21 protein-coding genes are annotated in these 21,162 nt (G+C 66.4%); 9 read left to right on the top strand and 12 right to left on the bottom strand.

Annotated elements, in window-relative coordinates; translation table 11 throughout:
• Window positions 1-231: 231 nt before the first annotated feature.
• The 5 genes from ASF43_RS07980 (at window position 232) to ASF43_RS08000 (ending at window position 7,218) form a co-directional block, all read left to right on the top strand.
• Window positions 232-837, top strand: coding sequence for an RNA polymerase sigma factor (locus tag ASF43_RS07980; RefSeq protein WP_156373206.1), 606 nt, complete (start codon window positions 232-234; stop codon window positions 835-837).
• 4 nt (window positions 838-841) lie between these two features.
• Window positions 842-1,456: a hypothetical protein gene (locus ASF43_RS07985; RefSeq protein WP_156373207.1), complete on the top strand. Its 615-nt coding sequence runs from the start codon at window positions 842-844 to the stop codon at window positions 1,454-1,456.
• Window positions 1,457-1,514: 58 nt separating this feature from the next.
• On the top strand, window positions 1,515-2,912 hold the full coding sequence (locus ASF43_RS07990) for a CHASE2 domain-containing protein (RefSeq protein ID WP_056178690.1): 1,398 nt from the start codon (window positions 1,515-1,517) through the stop codon (window positions 2,910-2,912).
• Between the two features lie 94 nt (window positions 2,913-3,006).
• Window positions 3,007-3,777 (top strand): hypothetical protein, encoded by a 771-nt coding sequence (locus ASF43_RS07995; protein ID WP_156373208.1) that lies wholly within the window; start codon window positions 3,007-3,009, stop codon window positions 3,775-3,777.
• 33 nt (window positions 3,778-3,810) lie between these two features.
• Window positions 3,811-7,218, top strand: coding sequence for a CHAT domain-containing protein (locus ASF43_RS08000; protein WP_056178695.1), 3,408 nt, complete (start codon window positions 3,811-3,813; stop codon window positions 7,216-7,218).
• Window positions 7,219-7,503: 285 nt separating this feature from the next.
• On the opposite strand, the gene tnpB is transcribed toward ASF43_RS08000, so the two are convergent.
• From tnpB to ASF43_RS08050, 10 genes are all read right to left on the bottom strand, one after another.
• Window positions 7,504-7,749, bottom strand: a complete 246-nt coding sequence (tnpB, locus tag ASF43_RS08005) for an IS66 family insertion sequence element accessory protein TnpB (protein ID WP_056178698.1) — start codon at window positions 7,747-7,749, stop codon at window positions 7,504-7,506.
• 502 nt (window positions 7,750-8,251) lie between these two features.
• Complete coding sequence (locus tag ASF43_RS08010; RefSeq protein WP_156373210.1) at window positions 8,252-9,121, bottom strand: NAD(P)-dependent oxidoreductase; 870 nt, start codon at window positions 9,119-9,121, stop codon at window positions 8,252-8,254.
• Between the two features lie 68 nt (window positions 9,122-9,189).
• Window positions 9,190-10,038: a fumarylacetoacetate hydrolase family protein gene (locus ASF43_RS08015; protein WP_056178705.1), complete on the bottom strand. Its 849-nt coding sequence runs from the start codon at window positions 10,036-10,038 to the stop codon at window positions 9,190-9,192.
• Window positions 10,039-10,069: 31 nt separating this feature from the next.
• A complete protein-coding gene (locus tag ASF43_RS08020; protein ID WP_056178706.1) occupies window positions 10,070-11,035 on the bottom strand; it encodes a 2,4,5-trihydroxytoluene oxygenase in 966 nt (321 codons plus the stop codon).
• Window positions 11,036-11,079: 44 nt separating this feature from the next.
• A complete protein-coding gene (locus tag ASF43_RS08025) occupies window positions 11,080-11,478 on the bottom strand; it encodes a nuclear transport factor 2 family protein (RefSeq protein WP_056178707.1) in 399 nt (132 codons plus the stop codon).
• The gene (locus ASF43_RS08030) at window positions 11,471-12,187 is read right to left on the bottom strand and encodes an ABC transporter ATP-binding protein (RefSeq protein ID WP_056178710.1); all 717 of its coding nucleotides are present in this window, start codon (window positions 12,185-12,187) and stop codon (window positions 11,471-11,473) included. The genes ASF43_RS08025 and ASF43_RS08030 overlap by 8 nt, the downstream gene beginning before the upstream one ends.
• 1 nt (window position 12,188) lies before the next feature.
• The gene (locus ASF43_RS08035) at window positions 12,189-13,040 is read right to left on the bottom strand and encodes an ABC transporter ATP-binding protein (RefSeq protein ID WP_056178713.1); all 852 of its coding nucleotides are present in this window, start codon (window positions 13,038-13,040) and stop codon (window positions 12,189-12,191) included.
• Window positions 13,037-13,981 carry a branched-chain amino acid ABC transporter permease gene (locus ASF43_RS08040; RefSeq protein WP_235578175.1) on the bottom strand — a complete coding sequence of 315 codons (945 nt, stop codon included), beginning with the start codon at window positions 13,979-13,981 and terminating at the stop codon, window positions 13,037-13,039. The genes ASF43_RS08035 and ASF43_RS08040 overlap by 4 nt, the downstream gene beginning before the upstream one ends.
• Before the next feature lie 4 nt (window positions 13,982-13,985).
• Window positions 13,986-14,870 (bottom strand): branched-chain amino acid ABC transporter permease, encoded by an 885-nt coding sequence (locus ASF43_RS08045; protein ID WP_056178719.1) that lies wholly within the window; start codon window positions 14,868-14,870, stop codon window positions 13,986-13,988.
• A 12-nt stretch (window positions 14,871-14,882) separates the two neighbouring features.
• Window positions 14,883-16,061 carry an ABC transporter substrate-binding protein gene (locus tag ASF43_RS08050; protein ID WP_235578176.1) on the bottom strand — a complete coding sequence of 393 codons (1,179 nt, stop codon included), beginning with the start codon at window positions 16,059-16,061 and terminating at the stop codon, window positions 14,883-14,885.
• A 141-nt stretch (window positions 16,062-16,202) separates the two neighbouring features.
• Here ASF43_RS08050 and ASF43_RS08055 point away from each other — a divergent pair, with 141 nt between their 5' ends.
• The 4 genes from ASF43_RS08055 (at window position 16,203) to ASF43_RS08065 (ending at window position 20,258) form a co-directional block, all read left to right on the top strand.
• Window positions 16,203-16,949, top strand: coding sequence for a GntR family transcriptional regulator (locus tag ASF43_RS08055; RefSeq protein WP_162241781.1), 747 nt, complete (start codon window positions 16,203-16,205; stop codon window positions 16,947-16,949).
• Between the two features lie 542 nt (window positions 16,950-17,491).
• Window positions 17,492-18,955, top strand: coding sequence for a hypothetical protein (locus ASF43_RS08060; RefSeq protein WP_056178725.1), 1,464 nt, complete (start codon window positions 17,492-17,494; stop codon window positions 18,953-18,955).
• Between the two features lie 137 nt (window positions 18,956-19,092).
• Window positions 19,093-19,782 carry a PIN domain-containing protein gene (locus ASF43_RS30515; protein ID WP_156373211.1) on the top strand — a complete coding sequence of 230 codons (690 nt, stop codon included), beginning with the start codon at window positions 19,093-19,095 and terminating at the stop codon, window positions 19,780-19,782.
• On the top strand, window positions 19,764-20,258 hold the full coding sequence (locus ASF43_RS08065) for a hypothetical protein (protein WP_156373212.1): 495 nt from the start codon (window positions 19,764-19,766) through the stop codon (window positions 20,256-20,258). The genes ASF43_RS30515 and ASF43_RS08065 overlap by 19 nt, the downstream gene beginning before the upstream one ends.
• Before the next feature lie 392 nt (window positions 20,259-20,650).
• On the opposite strand, the gene ASF43_RS08070 is transcribed toward ASF43_RS08065, so the two are convergent.
• Window positions 20,651-20,866 carry a hypothetical protein gene (locus ASF43_RS08070; RefSeq protein WP_235578177.1) on the bottom strand — a complete coding sequence of 72 codons (216 nt, stop codon included), beginning with the start codon at window positions 20,864-20,866 and terminating at the stop codon, window positions 20,651-20,653.
• 68 nt (window positions 20,867-20,934) lie between these two features.
• Window positions 20,935-21,162 (bottom strand): transposase domain-containing protein (locus tag ASF43_RS08075; RefSeq protein ID WP_162241782.1); only part of this gene is annotated, 228 nt, incomplete at its 5' end.

The following is a 21,162-nucleotide window of genomic DNA, read 5'->3' on the forward strand; positions in this document are numbered from 1 at the left end:
GATTGCCTGGGCCGCTTGACGGAAGTGCGCTAACGCTGGCATTCAGCTCGTTCCAGCTCATGGGTCCGGCCAGCATCTGGCTGGAATCGGCCATGAGCAGGCGTCCGCGAACGTCAGCTCTTGCGAATGCCCTGCATCCTTGATGTACCCAAAAGCGCGCGGTATCGCTCGTCGGCCATATTCAAGACGAGTTGCTAACATCGTTGCTGTCCTACAGCCGTGAACTTGACCATGAGCGATGAAAGTGACAGCCATCTCCTTGAGCGCGTTGCCGCCGGTGGGTCGTCTGCCAACCTAGCGCTAGAAGCATTGATGCTTCGTCACCGCAGGGCGTTGCTGGTCTTCCTGATCCGTAGGGGCGCCAGTGAAGCGGACGCGGAAGACGTTGTCCAGGACGTGTTCCTCCGCGTGAGCGAGACGGCGCATGCTTTCATGGGGGCGGCGAAAGTGTCGAGCTGGTTGCACAGCATCGCGCGAAATATGCTGGTGGACCTGCTGCGCGTCCGGGGGCGCGAGCAGACGCTGGACGAGCGGCAATGGGATGCCGTGGACGCGGTGCTGTCTGACGAGGCGGGCACGGATGCCATAGCGGCAATCGACCGGCGCAACTTCGAAACCTGCATTAAGCATCACTACGCTTCGTTTTCCCGCAAGCATCCCGCCATGGCAGACGCGCTGCACCATGTGGTGGTGAGAGGGTGGAAGTCGGCCGACCTGGCCGCCGCGCTGGGCCGCACTGAGACCGCCACCCGCAAGTACCTGCAGAGCTGCCGCCAGGCGTTGGGCCGGAGCCTGGAGCCTTGCGCAGGCTTGGCGCGAGCGGTGCTCCGTGGCTAACGGCGTGCCCGCCGATGGCAGCGATGACCTGGACGGCTGGTTTGAGCAACTAGCCAACGGCACGGCAAGCGACCCGGCGCTGAGCGGTCTGCGCACCCTGATTGCGGCTGAAGGCCGGCGTGCTGAGGATAGCGTGCTGGGCCAGCTTGCCGGCCCACAGGCCGAGGAGCGCGCCGTGCAGCGGCTGCGGACGAGGCTCAGTGAGGCCCACCACCTCGCGCCGCGCGAAGCAACACGGAAGCCTTGGTTTTCGCGGCACGTGCGTTGGGCGGTGCCGGCGTTTTGCGCGTTGCTGCTGACCGTTGGCCTGTCGCTGTACCAGGGGCGGGATGCTGGCGGCTCCCTGGCGCCCCGTGACGAGGTGCCGCCGACCACCCGCAGCGCGATCCAGCTCATCTCTGTGACCGACGCGGCGCCGCTGCAGCGGGCGCAGCGCATCGCGGCGTCGCTGGATCGGGAGGTGGGCGGCCTTGTACTGTACGACCACGATAGCCGCGTCGCGCTGGACTTCGAAATCGATGCCGCGAAGTTTTCAGCCGCCGTGCGGGCGGTCAAGGACGAGGCAATCGCCCAGCAACTGCGGCCGGGCACGAACCGCATCGAGGTGACCCGACCATGAGGGCTACCGCGGCAATGAACTCTCAGGGAGAAGGCATCTGACTGACAGATCCACGTTGATGAACGTCCTCGCCGCGGTCACACACCTTGCCCACCGGTTCCATGACTTCATTCACCATTTTGTCGTGGCCCTAACCGTGGCCTCTGTCGTGGGGCTGTTGCATCACAGCGGCGTCCTAGATTGGCTGGACGCTGCGATGCTGCGTATCGCGGGTGCGTACAACTCTGGTGGCGGCCAGGCGCCGGCCGCCGATGCAACGTCCCCTAAAGTGCTGCTGATAGGCGGCCCGCTGTACGAGCGGGTCTTCGACCAGCGGTCGCCGCTGGACCGTACCAAGGTCGCCTCGGTGGTGGCGGCAATTGCCCAGCAGCCTGGCGGCCTGCCGACGACGCTGGTGTTGGACCTGGACCTCTCGACTACTGGCAGCGACGCCGCGGGGCAGGAGAAGCTAGATGCCAAGCTGAAGGCGCTGGTGGAGGACGGGGTGCGACTGGTGCTGCCCTTGCCTTCAGTCGCTTTCACGCCCCAAGCCGCCGGCACGAAGGCGCAGTGGATGCGCCAGGCCTGCGAGTGGCGGTCCACGCAGCCCAAGTTCGACGGCCGGGTCGTCTTCGCAAGCCCGGTGCTACGTAGCACTGGCGGGCGCGTGCTCCAGTACAGCGCCAGCGACCTGTCGCTGGGCATCGCGGCGACACGCCCGAACACGTTGGACGACGTCTGCCAGCGCAGCGATGCCGAGTTGAAGTTGCTGGTGCAACTGGCGACGGGCGAGGCGACGCGCGACCTGACGGCCGCGGCGCCCCGCTTCCCCAAGATCCGCCCCCTGAATGCTGCGTTCTTCACGGGGCTGCAGCAGCACGTACACGAGTTGACGTCGGTGGCGGCACTGCCTTCAGCCGCTGACGGCAAACCACTGTTGCTGGCCGGCCGGGTGGTCTTCGTGGGCGGCAGCTACGACGTGAGGGACCGCTTCGGTACCGCGCTGGAACTCGACGGACAGCCTACGGAAGGGGTGACACTGCATGCAGCGGTGTACTACAGCGCCATACACCCGGTCACGGTGGAGCAGGGTATTGGAGCATTGGGGCTGGACATCGCTCTTGGCATCCTGATGGGCTACTTATTTACGGCCGCCTGGGGCCGGCATGCTGCGATTCACAGAGGCGGCAGCTGGAAAGGCTATCTGCTGCCGAGGGCGGTGTACCTGGCTATCGTGCTGGGCGCGTTCGGGTTGGCTGTGGTGCTAGTGTGGGCATCCGCGGGGATACTGCTGCCCAGGAATCTTTGGGTCAGCCCAGGACCGGTGGTGATTGGCGTCTGCGCCAAGCTGATGTTGTCTCGCGGGGCCCACGCACACGGCGGAGGGGCGCCCCATGCTAGCCGCTGGCTAGGCCGTGCGGTCGTCGCTGCCCTGGTGCTGGCCAATATCGCGATGATCATCGCGCACAGTCTTTGACGGGCCTCACACTTTGGCCCGTCATCCGTCTAAGTTGCCAGAGAAGTCAAGAATGAGGGTTGCAAGCATGCGTAGCGTTATGAGGAAAGTGCTTATGTCGGCTGCTGCTCTGGCAGGCAGCGCCACAGTGTGGGCGCAGGGCTGTTCTCTGATCAACAAGGGTGTCAGTGAAGTCAGGGACGCCACTGGCGCGGTCGTGCCATTGCCCGCTCCCCAGATCGAGGCGTGCAATGGCCTGCGTGTCGTCAAGGGCACCGTGGTAGCGTGCACCGTTGGCGCCCGAGGCCGCAGCGCGTGCAAGACCTTCCAGGCCGGCCAGCAGCTTTCGCAACCCAACGTGCTGCGCAGCGAAACCGCGTCTGGGGCCTGGTACACGTTGGCGGACATCTTGAAAGGCAGCCCTGGCCGTGTCAGTGCCGTCAGTCGCGGCCGAAGTGCGCGCTCGCTGCCCACCGGCACCGTAGCGATGCTGCAGCCGGTAGCGCTCGCGCCGGCCTTCGAAACCGACCCCGCAATGCGCGGTACCCAAGGGATTGAAGTCCGGGAGGGTGGCGAGGACGGTCCCTTAGTCGCCACGCTGACCGCCAAGGGCACCCGCACGCTAGCCACCAGAAAGCTCAAGCCGGGCCTGCAGTACAGCTGGCGCATCCACCCAGCGCCGGGCGACCTTCCGCTGACGGGCGAGTTTACGCTCCTGGGCGAAGCCGAGCGTCGCCAGGCCGGCGCTGAAGCAGAGCGCGTGCAGCTGGCCACGCGGGGCGATGCCGCAGCGCAGGCAGTGATGTGGGCTGGGTGGCTGGCCAGCCGGCGGTGCGAACACGAGGCGGCCCAGGTGCTGAGCCAGGCGGGCTTCGATGTGGAATGAGAAGTCTGTCAGGGTGAAAAGCCGGTGGGCACGATGAAGAACAGGTTCGAACTCGGCCGGGCGCTGCTGCATTTGGCCAGGTGGGCATTGCGCTTGTCGGCGCTTGCGGTCTTGACCGTCCCGGATCGAGCCCTACCGAACCCGGTGGATCCGCCGCAGGCGAGCATGCTCAGTCGACAGCTGACGATCCATCTTGACTTTGGGGAGTACGCGCAGGCGCTACTTAAAGCCAAGCAGTTGCTGGCAGTGCGCGAGGCGCAGCTAGGACCAGATCACGCGCTGACAGCGCGCAGTATGAGCACGCTTGCCGAGGTCTACCTGGAGTTGGGCCAAGACGAAGAGGCCATACCGCTGTATGAACGCGGTATTGGGATATTGGAGAAAGAGGGAGGCGCTGACAGCCAGTCGATGGGGGTGTGGTCCAGCAACCTTGGCGAGATCTATGTACGGAAAGGGCTCTACGACAACGCGCTGCCGCTGTACGAGAAAGCTCTGGGCATTGCGGAAAGGACCGGTACAACAGATGCGTTGTCTCTCTCCACGGCCCTGCACAACCTAGGCGGCCTCTACCGCCTGATGGGGCGCTACAAACAGGCGTTGCCGCTTTTGCAGCGTGCGCTTGAACTTTCAGAAGCGGAGGAAGGTTCGGAGCATCATTCGACGGGGGCCAGCTTGAGCGCGCTGGGCACGCTGTATTCGAACATGGGCCGCTTCCAGGACGCGCTGCCGTTGTTTCAGCGGTCGCTGGCCGTTACTGAGAGGACCCGTGGAGCAGAGCATCTCAGCACGGGCACGGCCGCGGACAATCTGGGCAACCTGCTGCAGCAGATGGGCGAATACGAGCAGGCGCTTGGCCTGCTCACTCGTGCACTGGCCATCTCCGAGAAGGCGGGCGGGCCGGAGCATCCTGCCACTGCGCAAGCCTTAAACCATCTGGCCAATAACTACCGGTCCATGGGCCGCCACGACCAAGCGCTGGCGCTGTACCAGCGGGCCGTCATGATCGCTGAGAAAACCTTGGGCGCCAGTCACCCTGATATGTCTAGCCTGTTGGGCAATTTGGCTGGAGTACACCAAGACATGGGCCATTACCGGCAAGCGCTGGAGCTGCATCAGCGCTCCCTCGCCATTAGCGTGAATGCGCTCGGCCCAGAGCACCCGTCGACAGCTACTCGCATGAATAACCTCGGCTTGATGTACCAGGAAATGGGGCGCTTCGAGCGGGCGATGCCCCTGTACCTGCGGGCAATGACGGTTTCGGAGAAAGTGAACGGCACGGATCACCCGCGTACGGCCACCTATCTGAACAACCTCGCGCACCTATACCGCGAAATGGATAGCGACGAGCGGGCCGTGCCCTTGTACATGCGCGCGATTGCCATATCGGAGCTGAAGCTGGGACCTGATCATCCGACCACAGGTTTGAGATTGAACAACCTGGGTACCCTTCATCTTAAGAGGGGGCGGGCCAAATTGGCCCTGCCAATGATCCAGCGTGCGCTGGCCATCCAGGAAAAGGCACACGGCTCCGAGCACCCCGCTGTCATTGACCCTCTGACGTCCCTGGCGTTCTTCTATGGAGTGACGGGTCGCTTAGAAGCAGCGCTGCCACTTCTCCAGCGCGCGCTTGCCGTTTCAAAGAAGGCCCTTGGGTCTGGGCACCAGAGCACCGGCGTGAAGCTGAGCCAGCTAGGCAGTCTCTACCGAGACATGGGTCGGTCGGAGCAGGCGTTGGAGGCCTTCCACGAGGCGCTGTTAGTTGCCGACGCGACCGCGGACCCACGGTTGTTCCGATTGGTGTACGAAGGCCTGATGAGGTTGCATGGCCGGCAGGGCGACAAGGAGTATCAGACGTCACTGGCGATTTGGTACGGCAAGCAGGCGGTCAACTTAATTCAAGACGTGCGCGGCCAGTTGCAAGGGATGAGGCGCGATTTGCAGGATAACTTCCTGTCGGCCAACCAGCGCGCCTACCAGACCCTAGCTAACCTGCTCATTGAGGAAGGACGCATCGCTGAGGCCGAGCAGGTGCTGGCCATGCTCAAGGAGAACGAGCTTTTCGAGTTGACACGCAGCTCTGGTGGACAGCCGGGCCGACGCGAGGCGGACTATGTTGGCCGTGAACGGGAGGCTTTGGCCGAGTCACGCCGGCTGGCGGCGCAGGCCGTGAGGGACGCTGCGGAGCTGTCGCTGCTGGACAAGCGCGCCAAATCGGACCAGCCTCTCACGGCGGCCGAGAGAGTCCGCCAGCTTAGCCTGTTGAAGGTAGCAGAGACGTCGCGGGCTGAATACCAGCGCTTCTTAGCCCAATTGGGCCAATCCTTTGCCGAAGCGGCACGGCGACCCGTACTTAAAGAGGCCGATAGCCAGGTCACGCGACTGCGCTCGCAGGTGGCACAGGACGGCGACGGCGCCGTTGGCTTGCACTACTCCGTGGCGGAGGACCGGGTGGGCATCATCGTGTCCACGGCACGCGGGTCTTTCGGCCGTTTCAGCAACGTCGGCCGTAAGGCGCTGACTAACCAAGTAGTCGCGCTGCGCAAGGCAGTGCTGGCGCGCGCCGACACACAGGCCCCCGCTCAGGCCCTGTGGAAGATGCTGATCGAGCCGGTGCAGGACGACATTCAGGCCGCGGGCGCCAGGACGCTTGTCGTCTCGTTCAGCGACGAACTGCGCTACCTACCGCTGGCCGCCTTGCAGAACCCGGCTGGCCGCTACCTCGTGGAAGACTATGCGCTGGCTTTGTGGGCTTCGGCTGCCGATACCCGCGCCGCCCCTAGCGCCACTCCCTGGAACGTGAGCGCGATGGGCTTGACGCAGGCGCGGCAGGGCTTCCCTGCCTTACCGGGTGTTCTGCAGGAGCTCAACGGCATCGTGCGCAGCGGCTCGGAGACCGTGCGCGGCCGCAGCGGCGTGCTGCCCGGCAGCATCGTGCTCGACGCCCAGTTCAGCCGCCAAGCGTTCGAATCGGCGTTGACCGGACGTAGCAACGTGGTCCATGTCGCCAGCCATTTCGACTTCAAGCCAGGCGATGAGAGCCGCTCGGTGCTACTGTTGGGTGAGGGCGAGCCGCTGAGCCTGGGTCAACTAGCGGTGCTGGACTTTGGGCGCGTGGAGCAGCTCACCCTATCGGCCTGCGACACCGCCACCGGCGGCGGCATCAACGAGAATGGCGCGGAAGTGGAAGGCTTAGCCGCGGTGGTTTTGCGTCAGCGGGCGCAGTCGGTGCTGGCAACCTTGTGGAAGGTGGCGGACGACTCCACCGCTCGTCTCATGCACGACTTCTACGCCGCACGCGGCGTGCAGAACCCGCTGAGCCGCGCCCAGGCGTTGCGACAGGCTCAACTGCAGATGCTGCACGGCCCTGAGCTGGGCGCCGGCACCAGTTGGCAACACCCTTACTACTGGGCACCGTTTGTGCTCAGCGGCAACTGGCTTTAGCGCTGCAGCTGAATCCAGCAGCACCCAACCACCACATCTCGCATTTCAGCGTTCCGAAGAAGCTCCGCAATCTCGTACGAAACAATCTGGCGGTTGTGCAAGCTTTCAAGCTTTCAAGATGGGCGGGCTGGACGCTTACCGGGCGCGGGCGGCTTTCGCGGGATGTCATTCACCGCGCTCCAAAGGTGACGCCAACGAGGTCCTGCATGCATCGATCTTGCGTGCGCGAAGGCTGCTTTGCCATTGGGGGTTGCGATGTTGTCAGCAACCCCGTGAGCCGGTCCTTCAGAGACGGGTGATCGCGCTCATTTGGTGCAACTGTTGCCAGGGCAGGCCGACCACGAGCGCATCGAAGTGCGCCTGGCTCAGGGCCACCGGCGCGGCCATCTCGCTGGGCCAAACGAAGCGGCCTGCGTTGAGCCTTCTTGTCGCGCACCACACCCCAAAGCCGTCGTGCACGAGCATCTTGATGCGTGTGGCCCGCGCGTTGCCGAACAGGTACCCGTCGTTATGGGCGGCCATCGAGTCCATCGCCCCAAAGATTGGCTGCGTGCCGCAGCCAGGCGCGCAGCTCGATCTCAAAAGGAGTCATCGGTGGGGTCTGAGTCGTGGTCGTCGACCACGTCGGCGTCTTCAAAACGAAGACAGATGAAACCATCGTCGAACACGGACCGGATGGCGCGCAAGCGCTTTCCATCGAGCTCAAAAGGCTCGCCGACCTCGAATGAGACCAGCCCTGTGGAGGAATCTAGACGATCTGTCGAATTGGCGTTGCTAGGAGCGTTCATTCTCAGATGTTGCCACGAGGGCCGCACAATGCAGTGGCACGTTGTCAACCGTGCGGCCTGGCTGCCGTCCGTCGCCGCCGTGGTAGCAGCGTTGTGCGACAGCAAGACTGCCCGATTCCCAGCCCTTTATCAGCCATGCGCTCAACGTCGAGCGGACTGACAGCACCTGGATGAGCTCAGGCCGGACAGATCCTCTGCCCAGACGCCAGCTTGAACACGAACAAACCTTTGCTAGAACACGTGCCTCAGTCTGCCAGCAACGTGACCTCGGTATCTCCATGGCCTTGCTGGATCAGCCGATCGATCGCAGCTTGACAGTGTGCCGCGATGGGCAGGGTCAGTGACTGCGCTTCGGCAAGCCGCAGGGCCAGGCCAAGATCCTTCGCAACCAGGCGCAGCGGACCGTTGGATCCATAGCGCCGGGTCTTCAAGCTCTCCGCACGGGACTGGTAGTGGCGCGAGCCGACGATGCTGGCGTTCAATGCATCGACCACCATCGGGCGCGACAAGCCGTTCCGCTCGGCAAAGGCCAGCGCTTCGCCGATCAGCGACGTGCTGGCGACGACCATCATGTTGATCGCCAGCTTGAGCACGCGTGCAGCCTCGCCGGGTCCCACGTGGACCTGGTTGCTGGAGAGGCCGGCCAGCAGCGGCCGGGCCTCTTCGAAGTCATGCGCGTCGCCGGAGGCGAACACGCTCAGGGTGCCTTGTTCCGCAAGTGCGACCGAGCCGGAGACCGGCGCGCGCAGGTAGCGGACGCCCACTGCACGCAGGCACTCGGCCACGCGCGACGACGCGCCAGGCGACACCGTGCTCATCTCCACCAGCAGGCTGCCGTGCGGCATGGACGCTGCGAGTCCGCCAGGGCCATCGACGAGCGACAACAGCGCAGCGTCGTCGAGCACGGTGGAGAACACAACGCCGGCGTGCCGCACGGCATCTGCGGCCGACCCTGCGACCCCGAGCCCGTGCGCGGCCGCGTCCTCCATGCGCTGCGGGCTGCGGTCGAACACGGACATGTCGATGCCGCGCTCCTTCAGCCGCAGCGCCATCGGCAAGCCCATCGCGCCGACGCCAATCCAGGCAACGCGCAGCGGTTCAGCAGGTGAGTCCAAGGGTTCCTCCGAAGATCTTGATCGTGTCAAAGCCGGCGCGAGGCGCGCCACCGAATGCCGTGCGCCGTTCAAACAGTTGCTTCGTCGGCGATGGCGTTGCGCAGCAAGCCGATGCGCTCGATCTCGACCTCGACGGTGTCGCCGTGCTTCATCCACAGTGGCGGCTTGTGGCCCAAGCCAACGCCGGCCGGCGTCCCCGTCCAGATCACATCGCCGGGCTGCAGGGTCATCGCCTCGCTGACGGTCGCGATGATGGCCGGCACGTCGTAGATCATGTCGCGGGTGTTGGCGGACTGGACGGTGCGGCCGTTCAGCCGCGTCTGGATCTGCAGGCCTGCGCCGCCGGGCGGCAGTTCATCGGCCGTCACCAGGTAGGGCCCCCAGGCGCCGGTGCCGTCGAAGTTCTTGCCGACCGTCCATTGGGGCGACTTGAACTGGTAGTCGCGCACTGAGACCTCGTTGCCGACGGCGTAGCCGAACACGCAGTCGAGCGCCTGCTCGCGGGCGATGCGGCGGCCGCCACGGCCGAGCACGATCACCATCTCGGCCTCGTAGTCCAGCTGCTCGCTGATGCTTGGCCTGCGGATCACCGCCGCATGCCCCGTGGTGGCCGTGGCGACGCGCAGGAACAGGGTCGGGTAGCTGGGCTGCTCGTACGGGCTTTCCTTGGTGTGGTCCGCGTAGTTCAGGCCCACACAGATGATCTTCGGCGGCTCGACCGCCGGCGGCAGGAATTCGACGTCCGACGGCTGGACGGTGTGCCGGCTCGACGCCAGCAGGGCCTGGAATCCGGCCTGGCCGGTGCCACGGCGCACAAGCGTCCCGATGTCGGCGTCGCCCTCGAAGACGGCGATGCCCCGGTCGGTCAGCGCACCGGCGCGGCGTTGCTGGTCCAGCAGGAATGTTGCGAGTTTCATGGTGTTCCTTTGGGAATGGCGGGGAGGGTGGTCAGTCGCGTTGTTCGGCCGGCGTGTGGTGCGGCGCCATGGCGACGAAGTCGGCGGGCCGCATCGGCGGTCCCCAGACGTACAGCGAGGCATCGTCCAGCGGCACCAGCTGCGGCTCGCTGCCCGGGCGGACCAGGTCTCCGTCCGTGAAGTGCTCGGCGATGTTGCCGCTGGGGTCGAACCAGTAGTCGAAGATCTGGCTGCCGTAGATGTGCCGGCCGATGCCCCAGGTGCGCTTCCAGCCCTGGCGGCCCAGCCACTCGCTGCCCATGGCCTGGGTGTCCAGATCCTCGATCTCGAAGGAGACGTGGTGCACCCGGGGGCGCGCGTCTGGGAACAGCGCGACGGCGTGATGGTCGGTCCACTGTCCGTCGCCTTCGAGGTGCATGAACGAGCCGACCTGGTCGTCGACATGCTCGTCGTACATGATGTCCGAGGGCCGCAGGCCGAGCCGCGACTGCATCCAGGCGAAGTTGCGCGCGAAGTCCCGGGTCAGCAGTGCGATGTGCCCGAGGCGCAGCACCGGGGCCGGCTCCAGCGGCGTGCGCAGTTTCTCGCCGTGGCGGCGCTTGGTACTGCCGTTGTTGACGGTGGCTGGCGCGCGGGTCGGCAGGGCCGGGTAGGGCTCGATGCCGTGCACGATCTCGAACGGCAAGCCGTCCGGACTGGTCAGCGTGACCTTCTCCCCGCCGCCGGCGCGCGTGATGGGCGTGATGGCGGAGGCTTCCGGGAACCGTGCCGCGGCTTCCAGGTCTTCCCGCGCGCTCGCGCTGAAGGCGATCGCGGCCAGGCCAGGCCGCGCGGCCCGGCGCGCCACGTAGCAATAGCCGCGTGCCAGCGCCGGCCGGAACGCGATCTCCTGGTCGTCGCGGTAAGCCAGCTGCAGGCCGAAATCCAGGTAGAAGCGCTCCACTGGCGCCAGGTCCTGGTGGTCGAACACAACGTAAGCGATGTCGGTGATGGCCATGAAGTCTCCGGTGTCGTGATGAAGATGGATGGATGCCGGCTTGTTCAACGCGCTGCCAGCGGCGTGGCGCAGTACGCGGCCAGGCACAGCCCCGTGGGCGTGCGGCGCCAGACGCCCAGGAAGCGGTTGTGCATGTGCCGCTCCCTGCCGTGGACGATCGCCTGCATGCGCACCTCGCCGGTCGTCCAGAAGCCGTCGCCCAGGGGCCAGGCCTGCACCGGCTGCTCGTCGATCGCGTGGTAGCGGTAGTCGCCGCGGCGTAGCGCGGCCAGGTAGCCGGCCTTGTCTTCGCAGGCGCCGTTGGAGTGCGTGTAGCGCAGCGATTCGTCCAGCAGCGGGGCGATGCGCTCAAGGTCCATCTGCAGCAGGGCCTGCCGGCGCGCCTGCATGGCGGCCAACAGGTCCGAGGGCAGGGCGGTCACGTTCTGCAGCGGTTCAGCCATGGAGGTACGCCTTCGTCAACGATTTGTCGGACAGCATGGCGGGCCAGCCGCCCTTGGGGATCTCGTGCACGACGCGGCCGACCGACAGCACATAGGCGCGGTCGGTCATCTCCGACGCCACGGCCACGCTCTGCTCGACCAGCAGGATGCTCATGCCGCGATCGCGCAATCGATTGAGCACCGCCAGGATCTCCTTGACGACCTTGGGCGCCAGGCCGGTGGTGAGTTCGTCCATCACCAGCAGCCGCGGTTGCAGCAGCAGCGCGCGCGCGATCGCCACCATCTGCTGCTGGCCGCCGGACAACAGGCCCACGCGGGCCTGGGCGCGCTCGCGCACCACATCGAACAGCCCCAGGACCTCGTCCATCGTGAAGCGCGTGCCGCCGTGCCGGACCCGTCGGCCGGCGCGCTCGGCCAGCCGCAGGTTGTCCATGATGCTGAGCTCGGTGAACAGGTTGCGGTTCTCCAGCACCATGGCGATGCCGTACTCGCAGCGCCGGTGGCCGGGCACCGCCGTGATGTCGAGGCCGTCCATCTCGATGCGGCCCGACATCGGCCGCACCAGGCCGGCCAGGCAACGGACGGCGGTGGTCTTGCCGGCGCCGTTCGCGCCGACGACGGCGACGGCTTCGCCTTCCCCGATGTGCATGGCCAGGCCATGCAGCACCGGCACACCGTAGCCGGCCGTCAGTCCCTGTACGTTCAGCATCTCACACTCCCAGGTAGGCTTCGCGCACGCGCGGGTCGTCCTGCACCTGCGCCAGCGAGCCGGTGGCGATGATCTCGCCGAAGTACAGCACGTTCGCCTGCGTGCAGACGGTCATCAGGCCCATGTCGTGCGACACCAGCAGGATGCTCAGCCCGTCTGCGTTTAGGGTCTGGATCCAGTGCCGCAAGGTCTCGATCTCCTCGCTGTTCAGGCCCGAGGACGGTTCGTCGAGCAGCAGCATGCGCGGCTGGCCGATGCAGGCGCGGGCCAGTTCCACGATGCGGCGCTGGCCGGCCGGCAGGCGGCCGGCAGGAACGTCCAGCAGGTGGGCCAGGCCGAACCGGTGGGCGCAGGCGTCGGCGCGCTCGCGCATGCCCTTCAGTTCGCTGCGGGCGGCCGGCAGGCGCAGCAGGGCGCCGACCCAGCCGGACCGGGTGGACTTGTATTCGCCGACCATGAGGTTCTCGCGCACGCTCATGTGCTCGAACACCTTGGGCGTCTGGAAAGTCCGCACCAGCCCGGCGGCGCCGCGGCGCTGCACGCTCCACGCGGTCACGTCCACGCCCTGGTACAGCACGGCGCCGCTGCGCGGGGACAGGAATCCCGAGGCGATGTTGAAGCAGGTCGTCTTGCCGCTGCCGTTGGGGCCGAGCAGGCCGACGATGCAGCCCTGCGGCACGGACACGTCGACATGGCTCAGCACGCTGAGGCCGCCGAACTGGTGGCCGATGCCGCGCAGTTGCAGCAGCGGCTCAGCGCCCTGGCCCGCGGCGGCCGTGCCCAGCTGCGGCGAGGGTGACGATTCACGCGGCGGCGCGGCGGACGTGTCGACGGACAGGCGTGCGGTGCTCATTTGGCCTCCTTGCGGTGCAGCAGTTGCGACGCGATGCCGGTCAGCCCGCCTGGCAGCAGCACGACCACCAGCACCAGCGTCATGCCGAACAGCACCTGGTGCATGTCGCCGAGGCCGCTCAGCAACTCGGGCACCAGTGCGACGAACAGCGCGCCCAGCACCACCCCGGGGACCGAGCGGGCGCCCGCGATCACGGGCGCCAGCAGGAACAGGATGGAGCGCTCCACGGTGAAGCTCTGCACGCTGACGAAGAACACGTAGTGCGCGAACAGCGAGCCGGCCAGCGCGCCGAGCACGGCGCACAGCGCGAACATCACGGTCTTGATGCGCTGGCTGTCCACGCTCAGCACCTCGGCCGCCGGCGCCGCGTCGCGCATGGCCCGCATGGCCAGGCCCTGGCGGCTGTGCACCAGGTTGCGGGCCAGCCACAGCAGCACCACGACGACCGGCCAGATGAAGTAGTGGTAGCGCGCAGGGTCGGACAGCGCGATGCCCAGCGGCACCAGGTGCGGGATGCCGCCCAGCCCTAGCGTGCCGCCGGTCAGCCAGTCCCACTCAAAGAACAGCACGCCGGCGATGCTGCCCAGCGCCAGTGTGGCCAACGCCAGGTAGAAGCCGCTGAGCCGCAGGATGGGCAGGCCCACCAGCGCCGCGGTGGCCGCCGCCGCCGCCATGCCGGCCAGCATGCTGGGCAGCGCGCCCCAGCCGAGCACCGTCGTGCCGTAGCCTGTGGCGTAGGCGCCGATGCCGTAGAACGCGGCCTGCCCCAGGTTGACGATGCCGCACTGGCCCAGAAGCAGGCCCACGCCCAGGCCGCCGATGGACAGCAGGGCCGCGAAGTTGAACACGTCGACGAGGTGGCGCTCCGCCACCTGGGGCAGGACGGCCCAGGCGGCCACGGCCAGCCCGGCCGCTGCGAGGCGCATGGCGAGGGATCGCATGGGGTCAGCCTCCTGCCCGGCCGGCGCGGCCCAGCAGGCCGTTGGGCAGGACGATCATGATGACGATCAGCAAGGCCATCGCCACGGCATCGCGGTAGCCCGACGGGAAGCCCACCGCGGCCAGCGACTCCAGCAGGCCGAGCGCCAGGCCGCCCGCCACCGCACCGATGGGGTTGGCGATGCCCCCCAGGATGGCCGCCGCGAAGCCCTTGAGCGTGTAGACGATGCCCATGTGGTAGTGCATGGCGATCAGCGGTGTCACCAGGATGCCGGCCACGGCACCGACGGCCCCGCCCAGCAGGAAGGTGTTGAGCCGGGCCCGGTCGACGTCGATGCCGACCGAGGTGGCGCCGTCCGGGTCGGCGGAGGCCGCCGCCATGGACAGGCCCAGCAGCGTGTGGCGGTAGAACAGGTGCAGCGCCAGCACCACGACCATGGCCACGGCGATCAGCCAGAGCGCGTGGTGCGCGATGGTGGCGCCGCCGATCTCCAGCACGCCTTCGGCGAAACTGGGCAGCAGGTGGCTGTCGCGGCCGGCGAAGTACAGGGCGGCGGCCGACAGGGTCAGGGCCAGGCCGATGGTCAGCAGCAGGAAGCTCTCCTCGCTGGCGTTGCGTCGCTTCATCGGTCGCACCAGCAGCGCATCGACGGCGGCGCCGGTGGCCGCGCCCACCAGCACGCCGGCGGCGATCGCGAGCGGGTAGGGCCAGCCCCAGCCGGCTAGGGCGAACACCGCCACCAGCGCACCCAGCACGGCGAACTCGCCCTGCATGGCATTGATGATGTGGCTGCCGCGGAAGATCACGGCGATGCCGATGCCGATCAGGGCATAGACGAAGCCGCTCGTGATGCCGGCCAGCGCGGCCTGCAGGACCAGGGTTGCGGACAAGGTGATCGTCCTTCAGCGCTGGCCGTCCGGCGCCGGCTTGTAGGCCAGGCGGCTGTACTGGCCGCTGCTGAGCCTGGCGTAGTTGAAGCTGGACAGATTCAGGCCGCCCATGTCCGGCGCGGAGAAGTCGTAGGCCGCCATTGCGCCCACGTACGGCCGGCGCATGGCCGCGCACAGCTTCTCGCCGCTGGCGTCCACGCCCGCGGTCCGGATGGCATCGGCCAGTGCCATGACCGCGTCCCAGGCGGCGGCGGAGAAATGCTTGGGCAGCTTGCCGTATTCCTTGCGGTAGGCCTCGACGAATTCCTGCTGGGTGGGCAGCGGGTCTTCGGCGATCAGGAACTCCGGGAAGATCACGTTGTCTGCGGCGTCCCCCATGGCCTTGACCGTCTCGTAGGTCGACGAACCATGCACCGAGATCATCGGCGCCTCCAGCTTCACCTGGCGCAGCGCGCGGAACGGCACCGATGCGGTCGACATCACGATCACGCCGTCCGGTCGGGCCGCCTTGACCTTGGCCGCCTGGGTGGTCACGTCGGTCGCGGCGATGTCGAACTTCTCCAGGGCCACGACCTCGACGCCGTACTCCCGCGTCAGGCCCTTCATGCTGTTCCAGATGACCTGGCCGTAGCCGGAGTCGTGCAGCACGCCCAGCCGGGCCAGCTTGTGGTCGCGGGCGTAGGCCAGCAGGCCGCGCGCGTTGAGCTCCTGCGCAGGCGTCAGGTGGAACACGCAGTTGCGCTGGCGCTCCACCGGCGGCCCCAGGCCCGTGAACGCGAGCACCGGGACCTGCGCGTTCTGCGTGATGCCGCCGACCGCCACCGTCTGGGCGATGCCCGAGGGACCGACGATGGCGCGCACCTTGTGCGTGAAGACCAGCGCGTTCACCTTCGACACGGCAGAGTCTGGGCTGGACGCATCGTCTTCCTGCACGATCTCCAGCGGCCGCCCCAGGATGCCGCCGCGGGCGTTCAACACCTTCTGCGCGATGAGCATGCCCTCGCGCTCGGGCAGGCCGACCGACGCCAGCCCGCCGGTGACCGACAGCAGCGAGCCGATGCGGATCGGCTCGCCCTTGGCGGGCGACTGCGCCCGCACGGGGTGGAGCGCGAGCGCGGCCAGCGCGCACGCCGTCAGGACCGACCGGCGCACGGCCTGGATGCGCCATTTGGATTCGGATGCATGTCTCACGGTGTCTCCTTAAAGAATTTATAAAATCATATTAATTCTGCAAAATACAAAGAACGATACAAACCCTAATGGATCTCGTAGTCTTGGCTGATAGACTGAACGCGGGCCCGCACTGCGCGCGGGATGAGCGCCTGCCTTGCCATGACTGATCTGAACGAATTCCTGAGCGCCTCGGCCGGCAGGGCCGAGCTCTTTCCGCCGGCTTCAGCGCCCGTAGAAGGGGCCAGCAGTTCTAAGCCGACCCGCGCAACGCATCTTCTGGGTCGGCTGCGCGAGGCCGTCATCACCGGCAAGCTCGCGCCCGGCGAGCGCCTGGTGGTTTCCACCTTGGCCGAAGCTTTCGCCGCCGGCCAGACGCCGATCCGCGAGGCGTTGATGCGGCTGGCCAGCGAGGGCTTCATCGTCCAGGAGGACCAGCGCGGCTTCGCCGTCGCGCCGATCAGTCGCGCAGAGCTCATCGACTTGACGCAGGCGCGGGCGGAGATCGAGGGCCTGGCCATGGCCTGGTCCATCCAGCATGGCGGCGACGACTGGGAGGCCGGGCTGCTGGCGGCCTGCCATCGGTTGCTGAAACTGCCCAAGCTGAGCGGCGACGACCAAACCATTACGCCCGGCTGGAGCGGGCGCCACCTGGCGTTCCACCAGGCGCTGATGGCGGGATGCCCGAACCGCGTCGTGCTGCAGATCTGCGCGCTGCTGAGCGACCGTGCGGAACGCTACCGGCACCTGTCGGTGCGCTACCTGAAGACGCCGCGGGACGATCGCGCCGAGCACGAGGCCATGGCCCAGGCGGCACTGGCGCGCGACACGGCCCGCGCGGTGCATCTGGTCCAGAGGCACATCCAAATCACCAGTGAGATCCTTCTGGCGGAGATTGATGGCGGCTGAACTGCCATGATTGGAACCACTTTCAGTGCGAAGGCCCGCTGATCGGTGGCGCGACCCGCGCCGCGGCCACTGGCTGCAAGCTTGCTGGCGCCAACTCCGATTTGAGCCATGTGCCGGGGTCTCAGGAGCCACATGGTTCAGGCAAGCGTCCAAGTGTTGCGGCTCTATCGGGATGAAGCATCGATCGTGAGCGGCCGCGGCCAACTCGGGCGGCGGGTCGTTACTGATCGCAGCGAACGACCACAGCGCCGGCTCGTCTGAACCCGCCGGCGGCGTCCAGTGCGAGTAGAGACACGCCACCATCATGGGTTCACCCGTGCTGGGCGCGCTGTACTGCACGCCCTTGACGTGAAGATGACGTACTTGCTCACGCGCGCGGGCGTTGAAGCGGCTCCGCGCAGGCGAAGTCTGGTCCGGCGGCCTCCGGGCGCCGATCACGTTCATCCTCTAGTTTGTGGGCAGCTCGGTTGACAGTCTGCGCGGGTGCGCCACACAGTGCGAGTTCAACCTTGTGTTCGATTTCAATGATCCACTCGAAAGCCATGCTCTTGCGAACCTTGTGCCTGCTCGCCGCCGTCAGCGCGCTGCTCGGATGCGGAACCAGCGCCGAGATCATGAGGATCCGCAGCCTGGCGGGGCCTGCGGTGGACCCGGCGGATTCTTCGGCCATCAGCGGCCGGTTCGAGGGCATCGACAGGCTGGCGCAATCGGGCCTAACCGGCGACGTTGCCCTGCTGTTCGTGCATGGCATCGGCTTCACGCAACTGGGGGTCGATGCTGCCGGCCGGCCCCACCAGGTCGGGATCGATCTGGCGCAAGCCATCGCGTCGGCCTACGGGCACCGCGACGGAGGGGTCAAGCCGCTTTGGCAATGTCCTCATACATCCGATCGAGACGTAACGCCGCACCTCGCTATCCGCCCCGGTCGTGTCGAGTCTTTGTCGGCCGATGACCCGAAACGCACCATCGGGTCGGGCGAGATCGGCTGCATTGACAGGATCACAGTTCCACGACCAGGCGGCGGCCACGTGTATGTGTACCGCCTGTTCTGGGACAAGACGCTGTGGGACGCGTTCGAGTGGCCGTTCGTGGGCTACGACGACAACTGGTACAACGATCCGGAGGAGCGGCGGGACAGTCCGCCGCTGCGGGCCGCCGACAACTCGCGGCTTAAACGCATGGTCGTGACCTATGGCCTGACGGATGCTGCCGCGTACATGGGGCGCCTGGGGCGCCTGATGCGTGAGGCCGTCGAAGCAGCAAGCTGCGCCGTGATCGCCGAGCACACAGGGGCCGCGACGCGTTTCGCAGAGCTCGACGCCGCCGTCGGGGATGGTGGCACAGCTCGCTCTGACCAGCATGTCACTGCAGCGCAGGCGTGCACTGGCTCAGGCGCTGGCGACCGGTCCATCGCGTTCGGGCTGGTCACTCACAGTCTGGGCAGCCGTGTGGCGTTCGACGTGTTCACGCAGGACATGACGCCCGCGTTGAACAGCATGCTTCAGCGGACGGCCAACACGACTGTCGAGATCTACATGCTGGCGAACCAGATTCCGCTGATCGGCGTGGGGCGGGTGGCGCCTGAGACCGAGCGTGCGACGGTGGTCCGGAACCGCGCTCTGCGGATCGTGGCGGTGTCCGAGATCAACGACTTGCTGACCTACGAGCTGGTGCCGTACTTCGAGCACTTGTACGCCTATCGCTGCCACAGCGTGTTTCCCGCGGTTGGCTGCAACGGTGATGGTGAGGTCGAGGCGCTTCGTCGAAAAAAGTTGCTGGCCTCCGAAGACAAGATCCGCAACGATCTGGTCGAAGAGCTGGGGTTCGATGTGGTGGATGTGCGCGTGAGGTTCGCGCCGAACTTCAAGGGCGTGTTCACGCCGGACTTCAAAGACCCAGAAGCCGCGCACGCGGATCACATGCGTCATCGCGCCGTCGTAGATGCGCTGCTGTGCGGGGTCGAGAATGGGAGAACGCGGCCGACGCCGCCGTGCCGGCCGAAGTGACGGGCGGACCGTCGACATTCGGACCGAATAGGCAGCGGGGCAGGTGGTGTGCCAGGGCTGCTGGTAGCATGCCGCCGTTTTCCAAGCAGGCGGCAGCCCGCCGATCCACGATGCCTTCTGGACCACCGCCGCCCGCCTTGTTGACTTCGCGCAAGATCACGGCGTTCACTCTAGATACCTCCGTGATTCGTGCGGCGGGCTACCACTTCGAGCACGGCGCATTGCGCCAGCTAGCGCATCAGCTCCCGCCATGGGTGAGACTCTGGATGTCGTCGATCGTGGTGAAGGAAGTTGAGCGGCAGCGGCTGGCAGCAGTCGAAGCCGCAGCTGATCAGGCGAAGCAGGCCTGGACGAATCTGCATCGGCGTCTAGACCAGCCGGTGAATGACGGCGCCGTGCACAACGAGGTTGATCTCTTGGCGGCGGCGGCAGGCGCCCGTTTTGACGACCAGATGGCTCGGCTTCTCGCCACACACGGCGGCGAGGTCGTCGATATCAATAAACCGTGGCTCGCAGCAAGCATGTTCGATGCATATTTTGCTGGCGCTGCGCCATTCACTGGCGGGAGCAAGAAGCACGAATTCCCTGACGTTGCTGCGCTGCTATCGCTAGAAAATTTGCGAGGGAGCGCGACACCTACCTACTTGCGGTTTCGCTGGACGACGGGTGGCACGAGTACTGCGCGAACTCTGGGCGCCTGTATTGCCTTCGAAAGCTGGCCGATCTGGCTGGGTTGTTCCGCTCTACGGGCCCAGAGGCGCAGAGGCTTCGCCTGGCACTGTCAGCCTACCTCAGGGAGCCGCGTGCGATGCGCGAGCTCGGTCTGAATTCAGTAGTCCGCGACGGATTGCGCAACATCGGGGTCCGGGCGATGCCACCAAGCCGTTACACATCGGTGGCGGAGGTCGAAGTTTCCGAGGTCCGGCTGACCGAATTTCAGGTCGAGCCGGACGCCGTTGGAATCTGGCTCACCTCCGGCCCTGACGGCGATGGGGCGGCCGAGGTGTCCGTTGAGTGCAGCGTCGAGCTGGAGTTGCGCTTTTTTGACCTTGAGCAAGGTTGGGCGCTGCGAAACCCCAGCCTTCGCATGGCAGAGGAGGGCGGATTTGTCGTCCGGTCCCTCGCGCTCAACCTAGCATTTGAGCTTACCCCGGCGAGCCAACTACTGCTGTTTCCGCAGGCGATTTCGCGAGTGTCGCTTGCCCCTGGGGAGTACAAGCTGCGGGTCACTGATGACGAGATGCCTGCGAAGTACCGGCCCGAGGCATCCCAGTGGGACGACTCGGACGACATCCCGTTCTAGTGCCCCAGATCTTCGAGCGTTATGCTCTTTAACGACTACAACGTATGGCACGCCTGCTTGCTGGTGCCCGGCATCAGTAAAGCCGAGTGCGCGAACTGGGTGCAGGCCAAGGCCTGAATCCCTTACCCGACGCGACGGGCTTCGTCGGCAGTTATTCCTAAGACCGCGCCGCCCGGACCTGCTTCCACAGCCTCGACCCTTCGGACATGACCGGCTGCACCAGTATTGGCGCGGCCGCGCTATAGGCGGCCCGCACGCGCACCAGAAGCTGAGCTGAACGGCTGCTGGTCGTTCGGCACTTGCTGGTGGGGCTGCGGAGGCTGCCCTGCCTGAGCTTGCTGGTAATAGTCCGCCCAGTGCCATCCTCGGCGACGGCGATGAACGTCAGGCAGTCACGTCGACGACGTGCTGGAGCAGCGCGAAGGAGATCCGCCATGCCCGTTCATGGACACGATTCGGGCCGGGCGCAGCTTTCCAGTGCCCCATTCCCAGAACTGAACCATCTGGCCCAGGTGCAGCTGCTGGCGCGCCTGCACGATCCGCCGCGGATCGGCCATCAGTTGTTCGATGACCCAGCTGAGCTGGTACAGCTCGGCGCTGGTCGCCATGGGGAGGTCTTCGATGAGCTTGACGCGCATCGGACCATTTTGCCCAGCGCCTGGCGCGTGGGTGGCCTTCAGGCGACCTGCTGTGAGGCTGGCTCGGCCGCGTGCTCGCTTTGGCCCAGTTGCGTCGCCACCGCCCACGGCAGGAGTTCGTCCAGGCGGTTGCTGGGGTGGTCGGCAATGAGATCGAGCACGTGGCACAGGTAGGCTTGCGGGTCGACGCCGCACAGCTTGGCCGAGCCGATCAGGCTGTAGATCACCGCCGCGCTGCGCCCACCGGCATCGGAGCCAAGGTGCAC

The organism is Pseudorhodoferax sp. Leaf267 (assembly GCF_001422405.1).
Classification (GTDB): domain Bacteria; phylum Pseudomonadota; class Gammaproteobacteria; order Burkholderiales; family Burkholderiaceae_C; genus Pseudorhodoferax.